Source organism: Pseudoalteromonas sp. MMG007, assembly GCF_018100985.1.
In the GTDB taxonomy this organism is placed as follows: domain Bacteria; phylum Pseudomonadota; class Gammaproteobacteria; order Enterobacterales; family Alteromonadaceae; genus Pseudoalteromonas.
Window position 1 is genome coordinate 65222 of the sequence record NZ_JAGJEI010000002.1, and the last position, 24623, is coordinate 89844.

21 protein-coding genes and 1 pseudogene are annotated in these 24623 nt (G+C 38.9%); 8 read left to right on the forward strand and 14 right to left on the reverse strand.

Features of this window, described 5'->3' with window-relative positions; genetic code table 11:
• Positions 1-30: 30 nt before the first annotated feature.
• Entirely contained in the window at positions 31-615 is a 585-nt protein-coding gene (gene rrtA / locus J8L71_RS04145) for a rhombosortase (protein ID WP_210999404.1), read from the forward strand.
• A gap of 78 nt (positions 616-693) precedes the next feature.
• On the opposite strand, the gene J8L71_RS04150 is transcribed toward rrtA, so the two are convergent.
• The 5 genes from J8L71_RS04150 to J8L71_RS04170 form a co-directional block, all read right to left on the reverse strand.
• Entirely contained in the window at positions 694-3198 is a 2505-nt protein-coding gene (locus J8L71_RS04150) for a prolyl oligopeptidase family serine peptidase (protein ID WP_210999405.1), read from the reverse strand.
• A gap of 104 nt (positions 3199-3302) precedes the next feature.
• Entirely contained in the window at positions 3303-4466 is a 1164-nt protein-coding gene (locus J8L71_RS04155) for an endonuclease/exonuclease/phosphatase family protein (protein WP_210999406.1), read from the reverse strand.
• Positions 4467-4582: 116 nt separating this feature from the next.
• A complete protein-coding gene (locus tag J8L71_RS04160) occupies positions 4583-5734 on the reverse strand; it encodes a 5-(carboxyamino)imidazole ribonucleotide synthase (RefSeq protein WP_210999407.1) in 1152 nt (383 codons plus the stop codon).
• Positions 5735-5736: 2 nt separating this feature from the next.
• Positions 5737-6219: a 5-(carboxyamino)imidazole ribonucleotide mutase gene (purE, locus tag J8L71_RS04165; RefSeq protein WP_058550060.1), complete on the reverse strand. Its 483-nt coding sequence runs from the start codon at positions 6217-6219 to the stop codon at positions 5737-5739.
• Between the two features lie 161 nt (positions 6220-6380).
• Positions 6381-7970, reverse strand: coding sequence for an ABC-F family ATPase (locus J8L71_RS04170; RefSeq protein ID WP_104643645.1), 1590 nt, complete (start codon positions 7968-7970; stop codon positions 6381-6383).
• Between the two features lie 593 nt (positions 7971-8563).
• Between J8L71_RS04170 and J8L71_RS04175 the strand changes: the two genes are divergently transcribed.
• Positions 8564-9772, forward strand: coding sequence for a porin (locus J8L71_RS04175; protein ID WP_210999408.1), 1209 nt, complete (start codon positions 8564-8566; stop codon positions 9770-9772).
• A 62-nt stretch (positions 9773-9834) separates the two neighbouring features.
• On the opposite strand, the gene J8L71_RS04180 is transcribed toward J8L71_RS04175, so the two are convergent.
• Positions 9835-10743, reverse strand: a complete 909-nt coding sequence (locus J8L71_RS04180; RefSeq protein WP_210999409.1) for a LysR family transcriptional regulator — start codon at positions 10741-10743, stop codon at positions 9835-9837.
• A gap of 159 nt (positions 10744-10902) precedes the next feature.
• Here J8L71_RS04180 and J8L71_RS04185 point away from each other — a divergent pair, with 159 nt between their 5' ends.
• The gene (locus tag J8L71_RS04185; protein ID WP_210999410.1) at positions 10903-12027 is read left to right on the forward strand and encodes an MFS transporter; all 1125 of its coding nucleotides are present in this window, start codon (positions 10903-10905) and stop codon (positions 12025-12027) included.
• Positions 12028-12050: 23 nt separating this feature from the next.
• Positions 12051-13190, forward strand: coding sequence for an MFS transporter (locus J8L71_RS04190; protein ID WP_210999411.1), 1140 nt, complete (start codon positions 12051-12053; stop codon positions 13188-13190).
• A gap of 493 nt (positions 13191-13683) precedes the next feature.
• Here J8L71_RS04190 and J8L71_RS04195 read toward each other — a convergent pair whose 3' ends face one another.
• The 3 genes from J8L71_RS04195 to J8L71_RS04205 all read right to left on the reverse strand — a co-directional run bounded on the left by J8L71_RS04195 (position 13684) and on the right by J8L71_RS04205 (position 15797).
• Positions 13684-14565, reverse strand: coding sequence for an alpha/beta hydrolase-fold protein (locus tag J8L71_RS04195; RefSeq protein WP_210999412.1), 882 nt, complete (start codon positions 14563-14565; stop codon positions 13684-13686).
• Between the two features lies 1 nt (position 14566).
• The gene (locus J8L71_RS04200; protein WP_210999413.1) at positions 14567-15178 is read right to left on the reverse strand and encodes a MarC family protein; all 612 of its coding nucleotides are present in this window, start codon (positions 15176-15178) and stop codon (positions 14567-14569) included.
• A gap of 136 nt (positions 15179-15314) precedes the next feature.
• Positions 15315-15797: a GNAT family N-acetyltransferase gene (locus J8L71_RS04205; protein WP_210999414.1), complete on the reverse strand. Its 483-nt coding sequence runs from the start codon at positions 15795-15797 to the stop codon at positions 15315-15317.
• A gap of 103 nt (positions 15798-15900) precedes the next feature.
• Between J8L71_RS04205 and J8L71_RS04210 the strand changes: the two genes are divergently transcribed.
• Positions 15901-16101, forward strand: coding sequence for a hypothetical protein (locus J8L71_RS04210; RefSeq protein ID WP_002962626.1), 201 nt, complete (start codon positions 15901-15903; stop codon positions 16099-16101).
• A 60-nt stretch (positions 16102-16161) separates the two neighbouring features.
• On the opposite strand, the gene J8L71_RS04215 is transcribed toward J8L71_RS04210, so the two are convergent.
• Complete coding sequence (locus J8L71_RS04215; RefSeq protein WP_210999415.1) at positions 16162-16356, reverse strand: CPXCG motif-containing cysteine-rich protein; 195 nt, start codon at positions 16354-16356, stop codon at positions 16162-16164.
• A gap of 253 nt (positions 16357-16609) precedes the next feature.
• On the opposite strand from J8L71_RS04215, the gene msrA reads away from it, so the two are divergent.
• The 3 genes and pseudogenes from msrA to J8L71_RS04230 all read left to right on the forward strand — a co-directional run bounded on the left by msrA (position 16610) and on the right by J8L71_RS04230 (position 18783).
• Complete coding sequence (gene msrA / locus J8L71_RS04220; protein ID WP_210999416.1) at positions 16610-17209, forward strand: peptide-methionine (S)-S-oxide reductase MsrA; 600 nt, start codon at positions 16610-16612, stop codon at positions 17207-17209.
• 356 nt (positions 17210-17565) lie between these two features.
• Positions 17566-17910 (forward strand): annotated as a pseudogene (locus J8L71_RS04225) (2OG-Fe(II) oxygenase); the annotation flags it as partial.
• Between the two features lie 129 nt (positions 17911-18039).
• Positions 18040-18783 (forward strand): transporter substrate-binding domain-containing protein, encoded by a 744-nt coding sequence (locus tag J8L71_RS04230; protein ID WP_210999417.1) that lies wholly within the window; start codon positions 18040-18042, stop codon positions 18781-18783.
• A 77-nt stretch (positions 18784-18860) separates the two neighbouring features.
• On the opposite strand, the gene J8L71_RS04235 is transcribed toward J8L71_RS04230, so the two are convergent.
• The 4 genes from J8L71_RS04235 to J8L71_RS04250 all read right to left on the reverse strand — a co-directional run bounded on the left by J8L71_RS04235 (position 18861) and on the right by J8L71_RS04250 (position 24539).
• Positions 18861-20972 carry a TonB-dependent siderophore receptor gene (locus tag J8L71_RS04235; RefSeq protein WP_210999418.1) on the reverse strand — a complete coding sequence of 704 codons (2112 nt, stop codon included), beginning with the start codon at positions 20970-20972 and terminating at the stop codon, positions 18861-18863.
• Between the two features lie 86 nt (positions 20973-21058).
• Positions 21059-22330 (reverse strand): DUF3526 domain-containing protein, encoded by a 1272-nt coding sequence (locus tag J8L71_RS04240; RefSeq protein WP_210999419.1) that lies wholly within the window; start codon positions 22328-22330, stop codon positions 21059-21061.
• The gene (locus tag J8L71_RS04245; protein WP_210999420.1) at positions 22327-23775 is read right to left on the reverse strand and encodes a DUF3526 domain-containing protein; all 1449 of its coding nucleotides are present in this window, start codon (positions 23773-23775) and stop codon (positions 22327-22329) included. The genes J8L71_RS04240 and J8L71_RS04245 overlap by 4 nt, the downstream gene beginning before the upstream one ends.
• Positions 23775-24539 (reverse strand): ATP-binding cassette domain-containing protein, encoded by a 765-nt coding sequence (locus tag J8L71_RS04250; RefSeq protein WP_210999655.1) that lies wholly within the window; start codon positions 24537-24539, stop codon positions 23775-23777. The genes J8L71_RS04245 and J8L71_RS04250 overlap by 1 nt, the downstream gene beginning before the upstream one ends.
• Positions 24540-24623 lie beyond the last annotated feature (84 nt).

Below are 24623 nucleotides of genomic sequence, written 5' to 3' on the forward strand. Positions count from 1 at the left end.
CAAAAATTTTGACTAAAAAATTACAATAAAATGCTTAATTTACCTTTTCAACCTCGTTATTTATTACCGCCATTATTCTTGATGCTTTTTAGTACCATTTTTGCTGCATTTGATTTAAATAATTTACTTGAATTTAACCGAAGCCTTGTCGAACAAGGTGAGTTATGGCGAATTTTTACCAGTCAGTTTGTACATGCTAATTGGGCTCATTTAGGCTTAAATTGCAGTGGTATACTTCTTATTTGGCTACTTCACGGCGAATACTCCACACCATTACGGTATACCACTAATATCTGCTTACTGGCTCTTTGGTGTGGACTCGGTGTTTATTGGTTTTGTCCAAGCATTCATATTTATACTGGGCTCAGCGCCCTACTTCATGGTGTAATTATTTGGGGCGCAATTAAAGATGTCACGTTAGGGCTTAAGTCGGGTTATTTGTTGTTTGTAGGTGTATGGATAAAAATAGCGTTTGAGCAATTTAGTGGCCCAAATGCCGACATAGGTAAGTTAATAAACTCAACTGTTGCAATAGATGCGCATTTAATTGGTGCTGTAGGCGGCACATTGCTTGGCATACCTTTAGCGATTAAATACTTAAAAAATTGCGATTAAGCTTTTAAATATTAATAAAAACGCCGCGTTAACTAACGCGGCGTTTTTATTTTTATACTTTAATTTAAAAATTTAAGATTAAAGCGTTTCTTTAAATAGCTTATGAATGCGGCGGTATTCATCTAACCAGCTAGAAGGCTGCACAAAGCCATGCGGTTCCACTGGGAAAATTGCCGTTTCAAAGTTTTGTTTTTTAAGCTCAATTAAACGCTGTACTAAACGCACTGAGTCTTGAAAAAATACGTTATCGTCAACCATTGGGGCATTAATCAACAAGCGTTTATTTAATCCCTCAGCGTAGTAAATTGGTGAGCTTCGCTCGTAAGCGATAGGGTCTACATCCGGGTGATTCAAAATATTCGCTGTGTAACCTGTGTTGTAATGTGCCCAATCGGTAACTGGGCGAAGCGCCGCACCCGATTGAAACAACTCAGGTGCTGTAAACAATGCCATAAAGGTCATAAAGCCACCGTATGAGCCACCATATGTACCTACCGCTTTAGTATCAACGTTCGCATTTTGTGCCATCCATTTTACACCATCAGCTAAATCTTGTGTTTCAGGCGTGCCCATTTGACGATAAATAGCTGTTCGCCAATCGCGTCCATATCCTTTTGAAGCACGGTAATCCATGTCCATTACTATATAGCCTTCATCAGCAAGTAATGAATGAAACATAAATTCACGAAAGTACACCGAAAAACCCATATGAGAGTTTTGTAAGTAACCAGCACCGTGATTAAAGATGACTGCTTTACGTGTTTTACCTGTCTCCCCTTCTACGTAATCACTTGGGTAATACACTTTTGCATAAATAGGTTGATCCGTATGGCTCGATGGCACAGCAACAATTTTAGGTGCTGTGAGCTTTTTAGCTAAAAACTCATCAGAAACTGTATGTGTTAACTGCGTAGCAGTAGTATTTGCCTTAGCATCAGCAACGTAAACTTCTGCTGGCATCATTATAGTAGAGTGATTAAGAAGTAACTTGCTTTCATCTGGGCTTAGCGTGTAATCAGTCATACCGTTTAAATCGGTAACTTGCTCATTAGTACCCGTTTGCGGATCAACACGATAAATTTCATAAAGGCCTGGATGTTCAATATTTGCTTTATAGTAAATTGCGCTGTTGTCACTTGTTAGCGTTAAGTTTGATACTTCAAATTTACCTTGTGTTAGCGCGGTTGCTTTACCATTTATTGGCTTTTTATAAAGCTGGCTGTAGCCAGATTCTTCTGAAAGGTAATAAAGCGTATTTGAATCATGTAGCCAACCAAAATTGTTAAACGCATACGCAATCCACGCGTCATCATGCAAGCGGTGTTGCGATACAAGTTTATTACTTTCAAAGTCTACCGTTGCTATCCAGCGGTCTTTGTTATCCCACGCTTCAAGCATAATGGCGACTTGTGAACCATCATCGTTCCACACTATTGGACTTTGCTCAAAACCCCAGTCCATAATTAAATTAATACCACGTGGTGTTTTTTCAGATTTATATGTTTTGCCATCACGTGCATAGTTTTCTTTTTTAACTTTTGCTAAAACGTCTTCATCAAAACCCGGTAACGTGTCAAAGCTAAGTGTTTTTTGCGTTTTATCAGCTAAGTTAATGTAAACAAGCTCTGAGGTTTGCTCTTTTGCATCAGCCACACGGCGGCGTGCTTTTTTAGGCTCTATTGTCGCATCATTTGTAATGTAGTTAGGCATAATATCGCCTTCACCACGCCATGATTGCTGCTTTTGAACAACCACTATTAACGCATCACCATTTGGCGAAAGCTGAACTTCTTTAACGGTATTGCCATCGCCAAGGTAGTAACTTGTATTTGCAATAGAGCTATTTTGATCGTTAATTTGCTCGTTGCGAGTTTGCTTATCTTGCTTATTTTTTTGTTGTAGTGCTACAAACTCAATAAGCTTGTGCTGTTCTTTAGCTATGTAACTACTTGGTTCTTGTAGCCCTTTTGGTTCATCGGCTAATTTTAAATTAGCAATCTCTGTTGTTATGCCTGTTTTTAAATCAACCTTAAAAAACACATTACCTTGGCGGTAAACTAAATCACCATTATTTAAAAACTGTGGTTTAGATTCGCTAGCTGACGTGGCGGTAATTTGTTTAAGTTCACCCGTTTTTAGATTTTTTACAAATACATTGCCTTTAAAAGTGTATGCAGCGAGAGTTTTATTTTTTGAATAAACAGCTTTTGATGACCCAATCGTATGCAATTTATCAAGCGCAATTTGCTGCGCTGTTTGACTTGTAATTGATTGGCTATATAGATCGCGAAGCGTGCTACCTTGCTGTTTTTGAGCATAAATAATAGTTGAAGAATCTAAACCCCAATAGGCATTTTCAGGCTTGTTACCCATCCAATCAGGATCGGCCATTGCTTGTTCAAGCGTGATATTTTGCGAGCCTACATCGGCTGGTGTATTTACAACCGCAGCAACTTTAGTTGCTGGTAAAGCGCCTTGCTGTGAAGAGGAAGTATTAGCGGTAGCACTACAACCTGCAAGCATAACACTTGAGGCGACGGCCAATGCCACTAACGTTTTTGATGAAGAAAAATTAAAAATCATAGTGCTTCTATACGGTTATTATAATTAATCCATATTTAAGCAGAAGCACATAAGTTATTGCAATTTTTTAAGATAAACAGCTATTTAATAGGGTAAAGCTCCGTTTACTCTACAATTAAGTCTAGCCAAACCAAACGATGATCGCTTGATGCGTTTCTATCTTTAATTAAACGGTACTCATTACTTGATTTAGTGGGCCAAAAAACACCGCCACTTTTTACTTTAAACCCATACTGTGAAGGCAATACGTAATCAACACGTGCTTGCCAGTTAGCCGTGTAATTTTGCGCTTCTTTTGCATTATATTGCTCTTTTGCCCCTGCACTGTGCGGCACAAAGCTTGCGTTGATAAGTGCGTTTTTTAGTATTTGATCCGTTGTATTTGTACGCGCTTTATCACCCTCGGGCGCTGCGTTTAAATCACCTAAAATTACAAAGCGAGAATTTGCTTTTAATCCGCCTTTTTGACCTTTATCGTCGTAAATATATGCTTTATTGCTAACGTAATCGGCAATTAGCCTTACTTCATCGTGATTACGCTTACCATTTCGGTCCTCGTCACCATCAAATACAGGTGGTGTGGGATGTGAAGCCAATACGTGCACCGTTTTATCATTAACTTTAACGGGTAAATCCCAAAACGACTTTGAACTTAACCTAAGTGCTTGCCACTCGTTTTTGTTATACCAGTTCTCACCTGTTTTAGGATCTGTTGGCATTTGAGCGTTTGGCATATCTTTGTATTTAAATTTTTGAAGCGTTCTTACTTTTTCAAAGTCGATTGGGTATTTAGATAAAATAGCCATACCATAGTGACCTTCAAAAAAGCCAAAGCCTTGCGCATCACCCATTATGCCAGTACTTTTACCGTCGTTATCTAAGTCAAAATTAGTGGCTAAACCTGTATTTACGGGGGCTATGAAACTGTATGGGAAATCAATAGCTTGTTGATTATTTTGACTAACGTTTAAGTAATGTTTTTTAAAATACTCGATGCCCTGCTCTTTAGGTATGTAATCAAATTCGTTTAGTAAGATAATGTCTGGGCGTACACGCTGAATAATTTCAGCAATGTTTTTAATCTGCTGGTGGTTGGCATTAAGCGCGTTAACTAATGCATTACTTTTAATTTGCTCACCTTTTGGCGTGTGATTAGTTGCATCCATACTTACATTAAAGGTAGCAACGCGTAAGCTCTCACTTGCTAATGCGTTTAAGCTAAATGAAGCGGCGATAACAAGCGCGCCATAAATTGTTTTTAGTTTCATTATTTTACTTCACAAAATTGAAAAATAGACTTTAACAGTATTACATATTTAAAGCCTTTTTTTATGACAAAAAAATACCGGCTAAAGCCGGTATTTATATAATAAATTTAAGCAAGTTATGAGCTAAGCACTAAATTTGCAGCTGCTTTTAAAATACCTGGATAGTCTTGCTCAGGTAGGCACTCTGTCAGTTCGCCAAGTTTGTCTGCAAGCTCACTTATATTAACCGCCGATACATTAATATGACCCATTTTGCGACCCGGTTTTGCTGTTTTACCATACCAGTGGCTCGTTACATCAACCGTTTTAAGTACATCACTTGGAATACTTGGTTGACCTAACACATTGATCATCGCGGTAATGTGTTTAAGCTCAGTATTACCAAGCGGCAGGCCTGCAACAGCACGCATATGGTTTTCAAACTGCGAACAGTGACAACCTTGTTGCGTCCAATGCCCTGAGTTATGTACTCGCGGCGCAATTTCATTAACTAATAAAGTGCCTTGCACATCAAAAAACTCAATGGCCAACACGCCTACATAATTTAGCTCATTCGCTATTTTAGTAAACGCGTCTTCGGCTTGTTGCTCAACCTGATGATTATTTTTACCCGCAATAGAAAGCGTTAACACACCATTAGTGTGCTCGTTTTCAGTTAGCGGATAAATAGCAACATTACCGTGCTTATCTCGCGCACCAATAATAGATACTTCACGGTCAAAAGGGATCATTTTTTCAGCAATAATAGTATGCGGCGCATCGTCTGTACCTGACGCTATAAAATCAGCCATTTGTGACCAAATTTCATCTATTTGATCATCTGATTTTAATCGCCATTGCCCTTTACCGTCATAGCCTGCTTGGCATGTTTTAATAACCAGTGGCTTACCTAAATCTTTAACGGCAAGTTCTAAATGCGCTTTTTCGGTAATTAGCTGATATGGCGCACAAGTGACATTAGTTTTATCTAGTAATGCTTTTTCTAAAGCACGGTCACCACCGGTTTTAATAGCGGCTTTTCCTGGGTAAAACTTATTACTGTTACAGCAAAGTGTTAATACATCATCAGGAATGTGCTCAAATTCAGCGGTAATTGCATCAGCTGATTCAATAGCTTGCTCAAGCGTGGTTGAATACACTTCGCCTGTTAACGGGTGAACAATTTCTTGGCTACAAACATCGTAAGCAACCACATTTAAATTAAGTGGTGCACCCGCTAAACTCATCATACGTGCAAGCTGGCCTGCACCTAAAATTAAAATAGTCATTGTTACTCTGCAGGGTTTGGGTTAGCTAAAATTGTGTCGGTTTGTTCTTTACGAAACGCTTCAATTTTTGCAAAAATTTCTGGGTTTTGGCACCCTAAAATTTGTGCCGCTAATAAACCAGCATTTGCAGCGCCCGGCTCACCAATAGCTAATGTGCCTACTGCTACACCTTTTGGCATTTGGCAAATAGATAAAAGTGAATCAACACCATTTAACGCTTTTGATTTTACTGGCACGCCTAATACAGGTAATGAGGTAAATGCTGCTGCCATACCCGGTAAATGTGCTGCACCGCCAGCGCCTGCAATAATTACTTTAATGCCTCTGTCGGCTGCTGAGCTTGCATAATCTGCAAGTAATTGAGGAGTTCTGTGGGCTGATACCACTTTGGTTTCGTACTCAATGCCAAATTTTTCTAGCATAAGTGCTGCGTGTTCCATGGTTGGCCAATCTGATTTAGAACCCATAATAATGCCAACAGTCATAAATACTCCTCAGTAATGTATTTTCAAAATAGCGGACTTATGTCCGGTTTTAGGCGGGTATTATACCCAAAGCCACATTAATTGCGACTAATACAAAGTGCCAAAAACAAAAAAAGCCATGTTTTAAACATGGCTTTTTAAAGTTTAGGAGTTAAAAGAGCTTACGCTTCTTTACTCGCTAGGTATTCTGCGTAATTGCCTCTAAAGTCAATAATTTTACCATCTTTAACTTCCCATATACGGGTTGCTACCGATGATACAAATTGACGATCGTGAGATACAAACAATAACGTACCTTCGTAAGCTTCAAGGGCTAAGTTAAGCGCCTCGATAGATTCCATATCCATGTGGTTAGTTGGCTCATCCATTAATAATATGTTTGGTTTATGCATCATAATTTTACCAAACAACATACGGCCTTGCTCACCACCTGATATTACTTTAACTGACTTTTTAATATCATTTTGTGAAAACAGCATACGCCCTAAGAAACTACGAACAACTTGCTCATCGTCGCCTTCTTGCTGCCATTGCTCCATCCACTCAAACAAGTTCATGTCGGTTGCAAATTCGTCGGCATGATCTTGTGCATAGTAGCCAATGTTTGCGTTTTCAGACCACTTATACTCACCACCTTTAGGTGCTAAGCGCCCTGAAAGTGTATTAAGTAAGGTTGTTTTACCCACGCCGTTTTCACCAATGATGGCAATGCGTTCACCTACTTCTACTAAACCTTCAAGGCCTGAGAATAAAGTGTTGTCTTCAAAACCTTGACTAAGGCTTGTCATTTCTAGCGCGTTACGGAATAACTGCTTTTCTTGTTCAAAACGAATAAACGGTGTTTGACGAGAAGATGCTTTTACTTCATCTAACTGAATTTTGTCGATACGCTTAGCACGCGAAGTTGCTTGCTTAGCTTTAGACGCGTTAGCCGAGAAACGCGATACAAACTGCTGAAGCTCAGCAATTTGGCTTTTCTTTTTGGCATTTTCGCTTAATAGGCGCTCACGTGCTTGCGTTGCTGCAAACATGTATTCGTCGTAGTTACCTGGGTAAATACGCAGCTCACCGTAATCTATATCGGCCATGTGCGTACACACAGAGTTTAAGAAATGACGGTCATGCGAGATGATGATCATAGTACAGTCGCGCTGATTAAGAACATCTTCTAACCACTTGATAGTATAAATATCCAAGTTATTGGTCGGCTCATCAAGTAGCATAATATCTGGATCAGAAAACAGCACCTGTGCCAGTAACACACGTAGTTTAAAACCCGGTGCAATTTCAGACATAGGACCATAATGCTGTTCAGTAGCAATACCAACACCTAATAAAAGCTCACCCGCTTTAGACTCAGCGGAGTAACCGTCCATTTCAGCAAATTCAGTTTCAAGGTCGGCAACCTTCATACCATCTTCTTCACTCATTTCTGGTAAAGAATAAATACGGTCGCGCTCTTGTTTAATATCCCATAACTCTTTGTGACCCATGATCACGGTGTCGATTACAGAGTATTCTTCGTAAGCAAACTGGTCTTGGTTTAGTTTAGCAACACGCTCATTTGGATCAGTGCTTACGTTACCCGAAGATGGCTCAAGCTCACCACTTAGGATTTTCATAAATGTTGATTTACCACAACCATTTGCACCGATTAAACCATAACGGTTACCTTCGCCAAATTTTGCAGAAATATTTTCAAATAACGGTTTAGCACCAAATTGCATGGTGATGTTAGCTGTACTAATAATAGCGCTACCCTCCAAGGGAGACAGGATGTATTTAAATTGCGCGCAGTTTAAACCAAAATGGCCTTTTTTTCTATGAAAGTTTAAAGCCTATGGCACTTGCGAGGCTAAGACCTTTAGCCCTAATTTTCTACTAATTATTATTCAATTTGTTTAAATTTAAATTCAACTTTAAGTGTCGTGAATTTAATACCAAAATTTATAATAATTAGAGTAATTGCACTTTTAACGTGTTTACGCGTGTGTTTAACTCATTTATGTGTAAACCATTTAGCTAAAAAGCTATATTGATGAAAATAAAGCAGTTTAGAGCTTTTGCACTAACCATTATTTTTTAAACAACATGAAATTAATTCAAATAAATATTTTTTAACACGTGAATTTTCCAATCCTTTTTCCCTACTAATTAGCTTCAAAAACAAACTTCATCAACACATAAAAAACAACGTTAACGTTACGTGAACATCTTGCGGATTTATAACTTAAATTTATTGAGTATTTTTCACTTTAGAGCCGTTTGCCGCTTTGCTAGTCTTCAAAACTGAATTTTTACCTACGTAAAAACACTGTTCAATTTACACAAGGCACGCACAAAAATGAGCAAAAAATTAGCGACACTGTTCAGCGCAAGTATTGTATTAGCACCAGCAGTTTCAGCGGTTGAATTATACAAAGATGATAAAAACAGCGTAAAAGTAGGCGGATATCTTGATGTGCGTGTAATTAACACACAAAACGAAACCGAAGTAGTTAATGGTACTTCGCGTATCAACTTTGGGTTTACTCGCAAACTTAAAAATGACTTCTCTGCCCTTGCACTTGTGGAATGGGGCGTAAACCCAGTGGGTAGCAGCGACATTATTTATAATAATCGCTTTGAATCAATTCAAGATGAGTTTTTGTACAACCGTTTGGGTTATGCCGGTCTTTCACATGAAAAATACGGCCAGCTTACGATTGGTAAGCAATGGGGCGCATGGTACGACGTGGTATACGGCACGAATAACAGCTTTGTATGGGATGGTAATGCCGCTGGTGTTTACACGTACAACAAAGATGACGGCGCAGTAAACGGTACAGGCCGAGGCGATAAATTAGTGCAATACCGTAATAGTTTTAACGACTTTAGCTTTGCAGTACAAGCGCAACTTAAAAACAGTGAATTTTATACCTGTGACGTGAGTGACATTACAGAAGAAGAATGCGAAACGCTTTGGAATGCAGGCGATACAGCTGCCCAAGAAGTAGAATTTAATTACACATTTGGTGCATCTGTTACCTACACGCCTACCGATATGCTAACACTTACAGCAGGCGTTAACCGTGGCGAGTTTGATTTAACTTTTGGTGATGGCTCTACTCGTAACGTTGAAGACTTAATTTATGGCGCAGGTATTATGTGGGGCAGCATTGATAAGCAAGGCCTTTATGTTGCTGCAAATGTTAATAAGAACAAAAACCACGATACAGACAATATTGGCCGTTTAATAAAAGACGCCATTGGTATAGAAACGTTTGCATCGTATCGCTTTGATAATGATTTTCGCCCTTTCATTGCCTACAACGTATTTGATGCAGGCAATGATTATGTGATTCAACCAAACTTTAACGCTGATCCGAACGATATATTTAAACGACAGTTTGCCGTTATTGGGCTTCATTACTTAATTGATGAAGACACCATTGCTTACGTTGAAGCACGTAAAGATTTTAGTAACTTTGAAAGCGATGATAAAGATCAGCAAGCGCAAATGGAGCAGTCAGAAGATGACGGCATCGCATTTGGATTTAGATATAAGTTTTAAAACGAGTACTACTCCCTAAGCACAACCCTTTTAGCCCTTTTAACTTTTTAACTGGGCTTTTTTTACGCCATGCTTTTTTGAATTTGCTCTCTTGCGTTAAGTGATATATCAACAAATGCGTTTACAGCCGCGTTGGTGACTGTTTTTTTAAATTGAATTTCAACCGGTATTTGCGTAGTTACATTATTAAGCTTAATAAAGTGGCACCCATCACTGTATAACTTACGCACACAATAAGGCGCAATAGCCACGCCAAGCCCAGCGGCCACCTCGGTCACTAACGTTTGCATATGCCTAGGTTGGCTAATAATATTTGGTGAAAACTCTGCTTTTTTACACAGTAAAATGGTTTCATCAAAAAGCCCTAACGCTTCTTCGCGATTAAAAATAATAAACTGTTCGTTTTTTAAAATCGACAAGTCAATATTTTTACGAGTAGCCAAATGATGATTTTGATTAACAATAGCCACTAACGAATCAACATAAATACAGTGACTTAAAAACTCATCGGCAATGGAGCTTGGCAGCGCTCGTGAAAACGCAATGTCTATTCGCTCATTTTTAAGCGCCTCTATTTGCTCAGTAGCGGTCATTTCGATAAGAGTTACATGTACATGTGGATACTTTTCTTTATAACGCCTCACAAGCGTCGCCATAAACGATAAACACGCAGAGCTTAAGTGAGCAACAGTGAGCGACCCAATTTGACCATTTTGAGCGCGCTTAACTTTTGTTTTAGCCTGATGAGTTAGCTCAATAATTGCCTTTGCATCTTTTAATAACTGCTCACCTGCTTCGGTAATAGTTACATCGCGTGAATTGCGTAAAAACAAATTAACGCCAAGCTCGGCTTCAAGCCCCGATACATGCCTACTTATTGCAGGTTGTACTGTGTGTAATTCACGCGCAGCACCTGAAAAGCTTTTATGTTTTGCCACACTAATAAAACTGTTCAATGTTTTAATATCCAAAATGCCACCAATAACAAAAATGTATAGATTCTATAAAATAATATCATTTTTGTTATGCAAAAAAAGCGTTTATTGTTCTCCTATTAAATTACAGCATGAGTACCGATTGTGTCAGATATAAAAAATAGCAAACAAATAAGCACTTTTTTGTTGCTGCTAATGACTAGCGCCATAGCAGCAACAGCTGCAAACTTATATTACAACCAACCCATACTACCTTTAATAAAAGATGCATTTAATTTAACCGATACGCAATTAGGGAGTATTCCTGCACTTACACAATTTGGTTACGCCTTTGCGCTTTTATTTATATCGCCACTTGGTGATTCACTGCCAAGGCGCAAACTAATCACTATTTTGTCTGGGTTGTTAATTACAGCTTCACTCATTGCTGCAGTGGCGCCCAATTTAACCGTATTACTTATAAGCGTATTTTTAATAGGCGTAGGCGCCAATATTACACAGCAACTTATTCCGTTTGCAGCATCAATGGTCAGTACTCAAAACAAAGGTGCCACGCTTTGCACGTTAATGATGGGGTTAACACTTGGAATATTACTTTCACGTACGCTTAGTGGTTTTGTTGGCGAGCACTTTGGCTGGCAAAGTGTTTTTTACATGTCGGCTTTATTAGCCACATTGTTTGGCATTTTACTGTATGTATTTTTACCCGTTAATAAACCGCATGCTAATTTGAGTTATTTACCGCTTATTAAGAGCAGCTTGAGTTTATTTAAACAATACAAACAACTGCGTATGTTTACGTTTTCGGGCGCTTTTTGGTTTGCATCATTCAATGTGCTTTGGGCAACGCTTGCAATTTATGTAAGCGATGAGCCATTTAATTACAGTGCTCAACAAGCAGGATTATTTGGTGTAATAGCTCTTGCTGGTGTAATTGGCGCAAAATTAGCGGGGAAATTTGTAAACAAGCTAGGTTCTAAAACCGTTATTTCACTATCACTTAGCTTAATCACTGCAGGCTTTTTAATAACAGGGTTATTTGGTAGCAGTTTAGTAGCCTTAATAGTTGGAATAATACTTATCGACTTTGGTGTATTTAGCGCTCAGGTATCTAACCAAGTACGCGTATTTAGTATAGATCCAAGCGCTCAAAGCAGAATTAACGGCATTTATATGCTCGGTTACTACATTGGTGGTGCAGTTGGCTCTGCTGCTGGCGTAAAAGCATTTGATTTATACAAATGGGATGGCGAAATTGTCATAAGTATTATTTTTATAGTTATTAGCGGGATTTTTAATACCCTTGCTAAAAAAGTGTAACTTGTACATTAATTGGAGAAACGATGAATTCACTCAAAGCGGCCGGTAGCTTTACGTTATTATGTATTGCCAGCTTAACCATCATGGTAGGTACACTTTTAGCGCCCGGTTTAGTTAGCATTTCAAACGGGTTAGGTATTACTAATAATGCTGTACTTTTAATTACACTGCCTTCCTTAGGCGCCGTGGTATTTGCGCCAATCGCCGGTCGATTAATTGATAAATATGGCGCGTATAGACTTTTAATAATCGGGTTATTTTTATATGGCCTTGTAGGTGCAAGCGGCTATTTTTTATATGGCCCAACGCTTGTATTTATTAACCGATTTATTCTTGGTGGGATAACGGCCATAGTTATGGCTGGTTGTACTGTATTAATTTCTACTTGGTACAAAGGAGAAGCCCGTTTAGGAATGATAGCCAAACAAGGGATGGCGATAGAACTTGGAGGCGTGATATTTTTATTTTTAGGGGGATATTTAGCTTCAAAGTTTTGGGGATTACCGCTCGCACTTTATTTAATTGCTTGGGTATTTTTAGCCATGCTTTTGTTTTTTGTTCCAAGTAAACATAAAGCAAGTAACCAAGTTGAAAAACACAGCACTGATAGTACAAAAACCATTATTGGCATTTTTACTTTAAAAGGGGTTTATATAGTTTCTACCCTAGCAATGACTATATTTTTTACCTCCACCGTTTTATTACCTATTACTATGAGCGCACTTGACTATAACGAGTCTCAAATTGGGCAATTGCTTGCGTTTATTTCGTTAGTAGCTGTGATTACAGCCGGCGGAATGCCTAAAGCAACCAAGTTAATAGGCGAAACAAACGTAGTTGCACTGGCATTTTTAGGTTTTGGATTATCGTATTTATGTTTTACTCAGCCAAGTACCCTACTTTTAATTTTAGGCGCAATATTAATTGGTACAGGCTTTGGCTTAAGCATTCCGCTTTTGAACCATATGACAGTAGAACTCAGTGCAGAAAACGTACGTGGTCGTAACTTATCGTACTTTACTATGGCGGTATTCTCTGGTCAGTTTTTTACCTCCTTTATGGAATACGTACCTGGTGGTATACATAACGTATTTATTATTTGTAGCGTTTTAGCATTTGTAATAGCTCTGGTATTATTTTTTAAAGCGACAAAAGCAAGATAGTAAAATCCTAAAAAAGAGCATTTTTATAAATGCTCTTTTCACCATCCCCTAACTTTATTATTTGCAGTGCCCCTTGGTTACTTTTTTAAATTACGCTTTTAACAAGATTAGCATTACAAAAACATAGAGTATGATGTGTTCTTTTTACATGCACCACCAGCTAATTTTAATTAATTAAACTCAAATGATAAAAATGGTGTGGATTATATTGAAATCGCGAAATTGCAAATCACCTAGTGAAGCGCTAATTAAAAAATAATAAATAGGTGTAGCATACACTCATAAATACAAACGGCATTTTAACTCAAAAGCTGACCACTGTATATAAATACAGTGTGCGTATTTGTTGCCTAGAATAAATTAAAGAGACTCAATTTTGTAAGTCATTAATAATATCAACTAAATAAAATGCTATAACATTGATTAGTTGTCATAAGTTGATAAAACAACAGTCACTGTATGTATATACAGTGACTGTTTAACTCTTACTAACCTACCTTTCAATAAACGCACTATAACCGGCTAACGCCTTAGCTACACTAAGTGATGGATTATCTGAGTGATCAGCACCTTTATTTATAGCGCTTTGCCAAACAAGATTATTGTTTGCGTTTGCTGTTAAAACAGACTCTAAATTACTAAACGCTTTTAACATTAACGGATGCTCTGCCCCGCCCACCGAAATATATAAATAAGTTGGCGACTTAACTTTGTTAGCTTGAGTGGTTAAAAACGCTTCTAAATTTTCAACTACGGTCATGTCGTCATACCAAGCTGCAGGGCTAAATGCAAAATACCCATTAAATAGTTCAGGTTTAGTATGCAGTGTATAAAGTACAAAGCTTCCCCCTGCCGAAAACCCACTTAAAACACGGTTATTACTAAGCTTATATGTTGTCGATAAATACGGGAGTAATTCAGTTTCAATAAACGCTAAAAACTTGTCGGCTTCTCCATTAGGCTCTTTAAGCATGTCGTGCTCTGGGCGAGGCTCAGTATTTACATCTTGGCGAGCATAAGGAGGCACTAAATCCCGATTACGTGTATCTGTAAAAAACAGATTAGGGATAGACACCAATATAGCGCCTTCTCCCTCGCCAGCTTCTTTTTGCGCAGTTAAAATACGATCCCACTTATCTAAGTTAAAATTACCATCTGTTTTAATAATAAGTGGATAGGCTATATTTTTGTTGTAATTAGTCGGTAACCTTATAAACACCTTACGCGATTCGTTAAGCGCTTTAGAATCAATTGTTACATCAGTAAATGACGAAACGTACTGGTTATAATACTTAATAGCCGTGACTACCAAAGCCATCATCACAACAGTCAAACATGCATTAACTACTTGATACTTTGTTATTTTAGTTATCATCTTAGTCTAGTTTTACCCACTGTTTGATTTCAAGCGCAGTCATAATTAATTCAACCGAAAACGCCGCTAAAATCATCCCCATCACTCGCGTTAAAATAGACGCGCCACCTATCCCTATTAGTTTAATAATTTTACCTGAGAGTAATAGCAGTATTAAGGTTATTCCTAACACGGCAATAGTCACAAGCGCTGTGCCTATTTGTGTAGTAATTGGGTGAATATGATTATCGGTAAGCAATATTACCGCCAAAATAGCCCCTGGCGTGGCCGTAGCCGGTATAGCCAACGGGAAAACAGCTATATCGTGGTCGGGATCTTGTTTTGCCTTATTAGAGTCACTCCCAAATATCATTTGCAGGCCAAACAAAAATAAAATAATACCGCCCCCTAATTGAAACGATACTAACCTAATGCCCATCGCATTCAGTATTAATTGACCTATTAAAATGGAGCCTAATAAAACGGCGCCTGCATAAACAACCGTTTTAATAGCTGTTTTACGGCGTTGCTGAACTGTTAAATGAGAAGTAAGTGCGGCAAAAAGTGCCATTGTTCCTATTGGGTCTATAGTCGCCCATATTACAAGGGCATCCTGAGGTAGTTTTTCTAGCATCTAAAATCCTTGTTAAGCGTAAACGTTTTTTAAACACGGGTAACAAATTCATTTGCTTGCAATTAACTATAAGACAAAAAGCCTATTTTTTATACGCTACACACGTAATTAATAGTAATACACTTACTAAAACAGCCTAAAGCTCTTTAAACCAAATTGAATTTTCTCTTAAACTAAACCCTAATTTAATAAGTAAATTATGCGACCGAGCATTATGAGCACTGACTTGCGCTGATACATATTTAAGTCCTATTTGCTCGTTCAGAGTATTTAAAAAACCTGTAATAACCTCAAACATTACACCTTTATCCCAAAAGGTTGGGTGTAATTCAAAGCCTATAAACGCCCTACTTTCACAAGGCGTTAAGTTATAAAGCCCACAAGTTCCCATTAAATCGCCAGATATATTATGTTCAATTGCCACTCTAATGACTTCGCCTTCGTAGTATGCGGTAATATCATCTTGTATTAATTGTTTTATTTGGCTTTTACTCAGCGGTGTTTGATAGTCGTTATACTCACTGACTTGAGGGTGGTTTAAAATAGCAAATAACTGAGAAGCATGTTTGTGAGTTATTAAGCGCAAAGTAACACGCTCAAGTAATATTGGTTTAAACATTTTATTTAGTGAATTAAAATAGCGCTTTATGGCTAGGCATTATTAACTTACCATACTCTATTAACAAGCATTATATTCAAGCAATAAAAGTACAGAGGCCGTAATGAGTGATGATTTTAAAGTAATACAACCCACCACAACTGTTTATTGCCCAAAACGAGGCGAAGGCTGGACCCTAACCGGCATTACTAATATAAATGAATTTACCTCAGTAATGTTTGACGGTACACGTTACACGCTCCCGGCTCGTGAAATAGTAGAAGAGCTTTTGCCAAACCAACTAGCTCGAGAGCAAAATAGCTAACACTTAATAAATAAAAATAGGCTGCATTTATGCAGCCTATTTTTGTAATGTACGCCACATTTAAAATGTATCGTCTTCACTATAAACATTTACATTTAAATCATCGCCATCTTCATACACCGCAAACGAAATAGGCTTGCAACATACTTGGCAATCTTCTATGTATTGCTCATCAACATCAGCTGCATCAAGTAATACCTCTATATGTTCGCCGCAATAAGGGCAACTAATAGATTTTTCGGTTAACTGGTTCATTTAACACCTGCTAATTTACCTTAATAATGTGATCACTTTAATAAACACACAGTAATAATACAACAACAGCTAAATTAACCCGTTAGTAAACCTATCAAAAACAATGAAAGAGTATTGGGTATTAACGGGTCTAGCTATATAGGTAACCTGAATCATTTACAGCTAGAACATCCCTTGGTATCTCAATAGATCCTAAGCCCTTTAATTTAGTGTCAGGTTATGTTTCAAACTCACTCTACAGGTGGATAATTTTATGAAAAAATCACTCACGTTTACTTTAACATCTGCCGCAATTTTGTTTAGCACATTTACCCACGCGGCTAAAACCGAAAAAGCAGTGTTAGCTGGCGGTTGTTTTTGGTGTATGGAAAGCGACTTTGAAAAACTCGAAGGCGTAAAAGATGTAATATCAGGATTTACTGGTGGGGAACTTAAAAATCCTACTTACAATGGTAATCATCAAGGCCATTATGAAGCAGTAGAAATTACTTACGACCCAGACGTAGTAAGTTACAAAGGCATACTTGATCACTACTGGGTTAACATAGATCCCTTTGATGCCAGAGGTCAATTTTGTGATAAAGGTCCTAGCTACTTAAGCGCTATTTTTGTAGCTAACGAGCAAGAACGAAAACTAGCAGAGCAAACTAAACAGGCCGTTATAAACGAATTTCCAAATAAAACGGTGGTTACACCAATCTTAAACGCGAGTACCTTTTACCCTATAAAAGGAAAAGAAAGCTATCATCAGGATTATTATAAAAATAACCCTATTCGATACAACACTTATCGCTGGCGTTGTGGGCGTGACAGTCGCTTAGAAGAAATTTGGGGCGATAGAGTTACACACTAAATGCTAGATTGTTTAATACATAATGGGTTAAGTATTAATCCATTATGTTTATTTTTTATCTTTATCCTTTTTTAAAATGTCATGCACTTAGAGAGTGTGCTGCTTAGGTATAAAAATCATCACTGTAACCGCAATAGCTAACACTATAACAAACCTTAGGATTGAGATAGTGACCAAAGGCTCTAACACATTCACTATAAATAACAGTGGAATAACAGCAACAATACCAATTAGTTTATGCCGCTGAGTAAACTCATGAAGCGCCCCACAGTCAGTGCACCTAAATTTAGTAGACATGCGAGCAACTAGAAACCAAGATAAAGATATATTCTTTTGGCAATTCAAAGATCTTGATTACAGATGCCTCTATTCGTCCACATACCGATGCATCATCGGTAACGCTTAATATCAACTTAAACTTATCAGGGGAAGAGTTTATAGGATCAGAAGTAGACTTTTATCACCCGTACACAGGTGACATTAAATCACTTACCTTTACACCCGGAGCAGCTATGTTACATCGTGGTAATATTACACACGCCGCCAAACCTATCACCAGTGGCGAGCGAACTAACTTTGTATTGTGGTTATATGGAGAACGCGGCCGATTACCATTGCAAGGCACACCACGCCTAGAAATAGGCCCTAAACAGCGCTGGACTAACCCTAACAATCCAAATAATGGCTACGCACCGTTTTAATAGTGCTTAAACAACAGATAACTCAGCCCATTAACGCTAATTAATTGTTAGTTTAATGGGCTTTTTACTTGTTGCATAACCCGTTAGTTACTACCTTTTAATATTAATAGTTAATTTATTGCAGAAAAAATGACGTTAAACACCATAATAATAGCCACATTACTAATATCCCCTTTCGTTAGTGCCTCAACCACTCAACAAAAGCTTGTTGTAGGCTTTGGTGAAAAACTCCCTCCTTTTGTATTTCCTCAATCAAATAGTGGGTTAACGGTAGATATTATTACAGCGGCATTAACACCTCTGGGGTATAAAATTGAGGCGCTTTATTACCCTTATTCAAGGCGAGCTAAAGACTACAAAAAAGAAAAAATTGATGTAATAGCAGATATTAATTTAAATACCGCCAACGGAAGCCTTCTAAAAGGCTATTTATCAAACGAATCCTACACATACGAAAATGTAGCGGTCGCTTTAAGTAAAAATAACATTAACCTTAGTAAAATAACCGATTTAAAAAGTTATAGTTTACTGTCTTGGCCAAGTGCTGCTCTTCACCTAGGGGATGAGTATGCACATATGGTTAAAGCTAACCCGCGTTATAATGAAATCCACGACCAGTCGCTTCAAGTGAAGTTTTTGTACTTAGACAAGGTTGATGTAATACAAATGGACAAACATAGCTTTAACTACTTTCGCACAAATATAAAAGATATTGATACAACACAAAAGATTGATAGGTTTGCTTTGTTTGGTAAAAGCCCTAATGGGTATTTATTTAACTCTAAAAAAGTGCGAGATGACTTTAATGTACAACTTAAAAAACTCAAAGAATCCGGCGAGTACAAACAAATATTTGATAAATACCTAGAATAATTAATTCAAGTAAACAAAAGGCTGCTTAATTAAAGCAGCCTTTTCTAGTTTTGAATTTAAAATTAAAAATTTAAAACTTAAAACTTATATGATGCAGAGAACTTAACGTTTCTAGGTGTACCAGGTTGTACCCACGCATCAGCAAACGAGTTTGTATAATACGTTTCATCAAACAGGTTATTTACTTCAGCTGTAATACCAATCGAATCTGTTACATCGTAATTTACAAAAGCACGCGCGGTTGTGTAACTTGGTAGTTCAAAGTCGGTACCAAAAAAACCATTACGCTTACCAACATGTATTAAACCACCACCAAATTTTATAGCTTTACCGTATAAAGCGGCCGATTTAACCAATTGCAAGCTAAGCTGTTGCTCTGGTATGTTTAATAACGAGCTACCCGCCTCTACTGTGTAACCAAAGTTGGCATCAAAAAATGAGTTTTCGATTGTTGCATCAGTATAAGCATACGACGCCCACACTTCTAATGTATCAGTAAGCTCACCTGTAATATCAATCTCTATTCCTTTACTTTGTGCTTCACCAATAGCTGCGTAAGTAAACGCAGTTGCATCGTCTACAACAAGCATGTTGTCTTGCTCTACTTTAAACACAGCAACAGTACCAAATAAGGCGCCATCGTTTAGCGTAAATTTAACACCCACCTCAGCAGATGTAGACTGGTTTGGCTCAAAACCATCACCATTAGCATCAGCGCCCGAAAGCGGACGGAAGTTTTCGCCATAAGCTCCATAAACAGATACATAACCGCTTGCTTCATACACCACACCAAACTGTGGGCTCACACGTGACTCAGTTTGTTTAGTGTTGGTGTTGGCTAAGCGGTTATTTAAGCGCTGCTCATAATCATCAAAACGTGCACCAATGCGAATATCTAACTTATCGGTAATGCTTATTTGGTCTTGAATGAATACCCCTACCGACTCTTGAATTTCTACACGATCAGTATTAGCTGTTGGCGTTGGTAGTTCATACGCGCCGTAAACAGGGTCAAATACATTAATGTATTGGTCGCCACGTACACGCAGTGCAAACTGATCATTTTTAAATTTATCGGCATCTATTCCGATTATTAAACGATTTTCAAAGCCTGCGAGGTTAACGTTACCGCTCACTTCAGCTCTCAATACTTGATATGTGGCATCGTAATCCCGATAGCGTCTAAATCGGTTTACTTCGCCATCTACTACGCCACCAAAACCGGTTTCGGTTGCAAAGCCTTCCATAGAGGTATCACGAAAGTTTGCACCAAATAAAATGCTCCAGTTATCATCAAAATCATGAATGTACTCTAATTGATGCCCTAGTACATCAGCTTCAATTGGGCCATCGCCCGGCTCACCTAAAAAGCGACTTTCAGGAATTAAACCAAGTTCGCCATCTATTGCTAATACGCCTCTATCAAATGGGACTTCTTGGTCTGAATATTCAAGCTCATATATTAGTTGGCTATTGTTATTAATATTCCATACTATTGATGGACTAAAACCTTGCTTAGTGGTTTCTATGGTATCTCTAAAGCTTTCGGCGTCTTCGTAAAAACCAACCAGTCTAATTGCTACGTCGTCGTTAAGCGGCGTTGTATAATCAACATCGGCGCGATAAGTATCAAAACTACCTACAGAGAGTTTAATTTCACCTGCGGTATCGAACGTTGGGCGTTTAGTAACTAAGTTTACTGTACCACCTGGTTCACCACGGCCAAATAACGCCGCGCGTGGGCCTTTTAAAACCTCAACCGATTCAATACCAGATAAGTCACGCGAGCCACCAAAACCACGCCCAGCATTAAAGCCATTTACTAAGTAGTTACTTGGTAGGTTTTCATCACCTACAAAACCACGTAATGCAAAACTATTCCAAAGCCCACCAAAGTTATTTTGGCGCGCAACAGAGGCTGATAAATCAAGTGCTTGATCAAGGCTTACTGCACCAGCGTTTTCGAGGGCTTCTAAATCTATTTTAAGCTCCGATTGCGGTGTTTCTAAAGGGCTAAAGTTACCTTGGTAAGCTTGGCGAGTTGCAACAACGGTTACTTTTTCAATTGCGTCATCCGTTACGCTTTTAACTTGCTGCTTTTGCTCAGCGGCCATAATCTGGCTGCTAAACAAACTTACTAAACAAGCACTTAAATAGCTGAGCTTATGCCCTTTTGTATTGGTTTTCATGTTTTACCTTGTGAGTAATGTACGTATTTTATAGTTGTGTTTTAAATATGTTATTGCGCTAAACAGCTATGTTTAACGCTGTATTTTTATTTGCTAGTTTGCGTGGTGCTTTCAAAGCGTGGCATGTTTTTAAGCGCCGTTTTAGTTGGGTCGCCTTTGTAAAATAACCACGGGTAATAAAACTCGCGCAATTGTTGATGGTAATCTCTAATTTGCTGCTCGTAGTTATAAGCTGCCACTGAGTCGGTACTAGCTACGCGCGTTAGGCTACGTTGTAATAAAAGCGGTGGCGACAACCAAGATACAGTGCCCGCTAGCTCATATTTTTTAGCGGCTGCATCGCGGTAGGCTTGTGAAAGTTCTGCCGCTTTTAAGTCCCCCATTTGCTGAAATGCGTAATACCATTTCCATTCAAATTCACTGCTCATATCAACGTAAGGCGCAAGTGCTGGGTACTCTTTAATAAAAGCATTCATGGTGGTTGATTTAGGTAAATCCCACGCGTCGTTTACCGCTTCACGCTGGGTAAGCACAATGTCGCCACCATTAGGAGCGTGCACCGCTTTATTAATAGCAAGGTCGCCTAAAATAGGAATAATAAAAGCAAATAACACCCACAAACCAATTAAGCTTGAAGCAACACGCGGCGCACTGGTTGCATTTTTACCTAGCCACACACTAAGCACCGCCCAAAAGGCAAGGTATGCAATGCATAAAAGCGATACATACCCCACTTCAAAGGCGCTTGCTCCAGCTATAAAAGCACCCACAAAAAATGGCAGCATTAAACACACTATTACCGCTACAAACCTAACGGTTATGCGTGCGCCCCATAAAGCAAAGTAAGACTTAGCCGTAGTAACGAGTAAATCGTGCCTGCCGCTTGTGCGCTCGCTTACAAATAAATCATGAAACAGCAAAATAATAACCAGTGGCGCAAGCGCACTAATTACAAACACAAAGTCTATTTTTCCGGCTTGGGCCAGCTCAGCATTTTGTGCATCGCTTTCGTAAATTTGCCCCTCAAGCGCCAACAAATTAATGCGGTGCTTCCACGGGAAAATATCGCGCTCACCTAATGCAGCAAATGCAAGGTTAGATGGCTGAGAGTACGTTAAATGAAAGCTGTAATACGCTAACATACCCGCATCGTTTTGCTTTTGCTGTACGTTAGCGCGATCGCTCTGATCTGCAGCTTTTAAACGCTCAATAGTTTGCTGCTGCGCGCTTACTTCGCTTAGCCCGCTGTAAATAGCAAAACCAGATAAAACAAGGCTACAAAGCAGTAACACCACTACGTATTTTTGGCGCAGTAAAAAGCCCCATTCACGCGTAAATTGCTTAATTAAATAGTTCATGACAAACGCTTCCCTACAAATTTAATACCGCCTACTAACACTGCGATCCACAGCAATAATTGTAAAAAAGCAGGTACACTTCTTTGTGCGCGAATATTTGCGCTATCTACATTAAAGTTAAAGGCTTGAAGAATTTGCCAATTATCAGCGCTTACGCGTGCTTTTTGAGTTGCTGCGGCATTGGCATTGCGGTTCATGTCGTCTTGGTAGTTAAGTTTTTCAATGTGAACTTTATTAAGCCCTTGCACAAAATCAAAACGTAGTTGCTCAGTTTCGCGTAAAAATCGGTGGTGCGTTTCTATACTTGTACCCACAACAATCATAGAGAGCGAGCGAATAGCCACCATAGGTGAAAGCCAACCAAAATAACGTGATACTTGCGTTTGTTTAAGCTCAGCTTGCATACGCTGCTCGGCAAACTGGTTCAGTACATCGGTTTGTTTTGCCTCTGACTCACTGGCCACTAACCCTCTAAAGTTTACTGGCAGCTCATCAATGCTATTTACGTTGTACTTTTCAAGGAGTGATTGTTTAAATTGCTTAAAAGCAGGATCGTTCGTGTTATGGCCATCGCCTAGTTTTCTAAGCTCAGCTTTAACTGCAAAGTCGGTTTCTATTTTGCCCGTTGATGGTACAGCTGTTGATGCACTCGTACTTGCAACACGCGGCATAACAATACACAGTAAAATCCACACAAACGCAAGTGCCGTAAAGCTACCACTATTTTTACTAAACACGCTCGATGCTAATAAAATGAGTAAGACCCACACGGTTAAATATAACGCGTAACCTACAACAAAACTTGTAACTGCTAGTAAGCTTTCGCCCGTAGATACCGTAAATAAAGCCGATACTGCCAGTGGCGCTATAATCAAACCTACAACAGAAAGTAGCGCTAAACCTTTACCGACTATTAATGTAGTACCCGATGTGCCTTGCGCTAATAAGTATGAAAGCGTTTGCGATTCACGCTCACGACTAATAGAGCTGTAACCAATTAATATAAGAAGTAACGGCGCTAATGTTTGCACAATAAAAGCAGGCGTTAAACTACCTAATTTGGTAAGTGCTGTGCCTTGTCGTTGGTCGGCAAACATGGCGCTGTTTTGCCTATGCCCTTCTAAAAATATTGAGTTACCTGTGTAAGCGTCAATACCTGGGTCGAGCGTGCTCAGTGGTGAAGGCGTTCTAAATGCATAGTGCCCATAGTGCACCATTCTGTGCGGGTGACGATCGGGCTGATCAACAAAGCTTTGCTCAGCATTTGATTGAAGCTCATGGCGAGCATGGCTAAGTTCATGCATAGTAATGGCGGTAACCACTACCGATGAAAGCGTTAGCAATAAACCAATAGCCAGCACGGTCATTGCTAGTTTTGAGCGTAGCCAATAGCGCCATTCATCTTTGGCAACTATAACCACTTTTGATAAGTTATTTATGCTCATTACGCGCCTCTTTGCGCAAAGGCTGCATGCACTTGTTCAGTATCAATACGGCCGTTTTCGGGCGCGTCAAATTCGCCCACCAGCTCACCCGCTCTTAGTAAACCAATTCGGTTTGCTACTTGGCAGGCGCCATAAACATCGTGTGTAACCATTAAAATAGTGGCGCCTGATAATGCAAGCTCACGTACTAACTGGTTAAACTCATCAATGGCAACAGGATCAAGGCCTGATGTAGGCTCATCAAGTAAAAATATCGGTGCTTCACGTAAAATAGCTAATGCAATCGCGGTTTTTTGTCTCATGCCTTTAGAGTACGTTTGCATAGGGCGTTCCCACGCCCCTTCTTGCAAAGCAACACGCTTAAACGCGGCGTTAATCTGCTCGTCTGTTTTATTAATATCTGCAAGTGATAAAAAGTATTTTATGTTTTCGCGTGCTGTTAAATGCGGGTACAACGTTGCAGACTCTGGTAAGTACGCCGTTTTACCACGAACAAAATCAAGTGATTTAATCACCTCTTTACCCGCTACTCGTACCGAACCCTGCGTTGGTTTATTAAAGCCCAGTAACGTTTTTAACGTGGTTGATTTACCCGCCCCATTACCGCCAAGTAATGCGTAAATTTCGCCTGAGCCCACAGTAAAGTTTAAGTTTTTTAATATAGCGTTGTTTTTAATACTAAAACTAAGCGAGTCCACTTCAATAATCGCTTTATAATTAGCACTCTTATTGTCATTATTTTGATTATTTGATTGTTCTGCAATTGTAGAAACATTATTAGATGTGTGGTTAACCGGTTGGTGTGTTGTCACATTCAAGCTCTTTCATGAATTAGAATTCGGCGAATG

Bases quoted from the DNA above. Each gene is read 5' to 3' on its own strand.
- J8L71_RS04185 (WP_210999410.1), top strand. From the start codon at position 10,903: ATGACTAGCGCCATAGCAGCAACAGCTGCAAACTTATATTACAACCAA.
- J8L71_RS04235 (WP_210999418.1), bottom strand. From the start codon at position 20,972: ATGAAAACCAATACAAAAGGGCATAAGCTCAGCTATTTAAGTGCTTGT.
- J8L71_RS04205 (WP_210999414.1), bottom strand. From the start codon at position 15,797: ATGTTTAAACCAATATTACTTGAGCGTGTTACTTTGCGCTTAATAACT.
- J8L71_RS04210 (WP_002962626.1), top strand. From the start codon at position 15,901: ATGAGTGATGATTTTAAAGTAATACAACCCACCACAACTGTTTATTGC.
- J8L71_RS04175 (WP_210999408.1), top strand. From the start codon at position 8,564: ATGAGCAAAAAATTAGCGACACTGTTCAGCGCAAGTATTGTATTAGCA.
- purE (WP_058550060.1), bottom strand. From the start codon at position 6,219: ATGACTGTTGGCATTATTATGGGTTCTAAATCAGATTGGCCAACCATG.
- J8L71_RS04230 (WP_210999417.1), top strand. From the start codon at position 18,040: ATGACGTTAAACACCATAATAATAGCCACATTACTAATATCCCCTTTC.
- J8L71_RS04190 (WP_210999411.1), top strand. From the start codon at position 12,051: ATGAATTCACTCAAAGCGGCCGGTAGCTTTACGTTATTATGTATTGCC.
- J8L71_RS04245 (WP_210999420.1), bottom strand. From the start codon at position 23,775: ATGAGCATAAATAACTTATCAAAAGTGGTTATAGTTGCCAAAGATGAA.
- J8L71_RS04195 (WP_210999412.1), bottom strand. From the start codon at position 14,565: ATGATAACTAAAATAACAAAGTATCAAGTAGTTAATGCATGTTTGACT.
- J8L71_RS04160 (WP_210999407.1), bottom strand. From the start codon at position 5,734: ATGACTATTTTAATTTTAGGTGCAGGCCAGCTTGCACGTATGATGAGT.
- msrA (WP_210999416.1), top strand. From the start codon at position 16,610: ATGAAAAAATCACTCACGTTTACTTTAACATCTGCCGCAATTTTGTTT.
- J8L71_RS04150 (WP_210999405.1), bottom strand. From the start codon at position 3,198: ATGATTTTTAATTTTTCTTCATCAAAAACGTTAGTGGCATTGGCCGTC.
- J8L71_RS04200 (WP_210999413.1), bottom strand. From the start codon at position 15,178: ATGCTAGAAAAACTACCTCAGGATGCCCTTGTAATATGGGCGACTATA.
- rrtA (WP_210999404.1), top strand. From the start codon at position 31: ATGCTTAATTTACCTTTTCAACCTCGTTATTTATTACCGCCATTATTC.
- J8L71_RS04215 (WP_210999415.1), bottom strand. From the start codon at position 16,356: ATGAACCAGTTAACCGAAAAATCTATTAGTTGCCCTTATTGCGGCGAA.
- J8L71_RS04240 (WP_210999419.1), bottom strand. From the start codon at position 22,330: ATGAACTATTTAATTAAGCAATTTACGCGTGAATGGGGCTTTTTACTG.
- J8L71_RS04155 (WP_210999406.1), bottom strand. From the start codon at position 4,466: ATGAAACTAAAAACAATTTATGGCGCGCTTGTTATCGCCGCTTCATTT.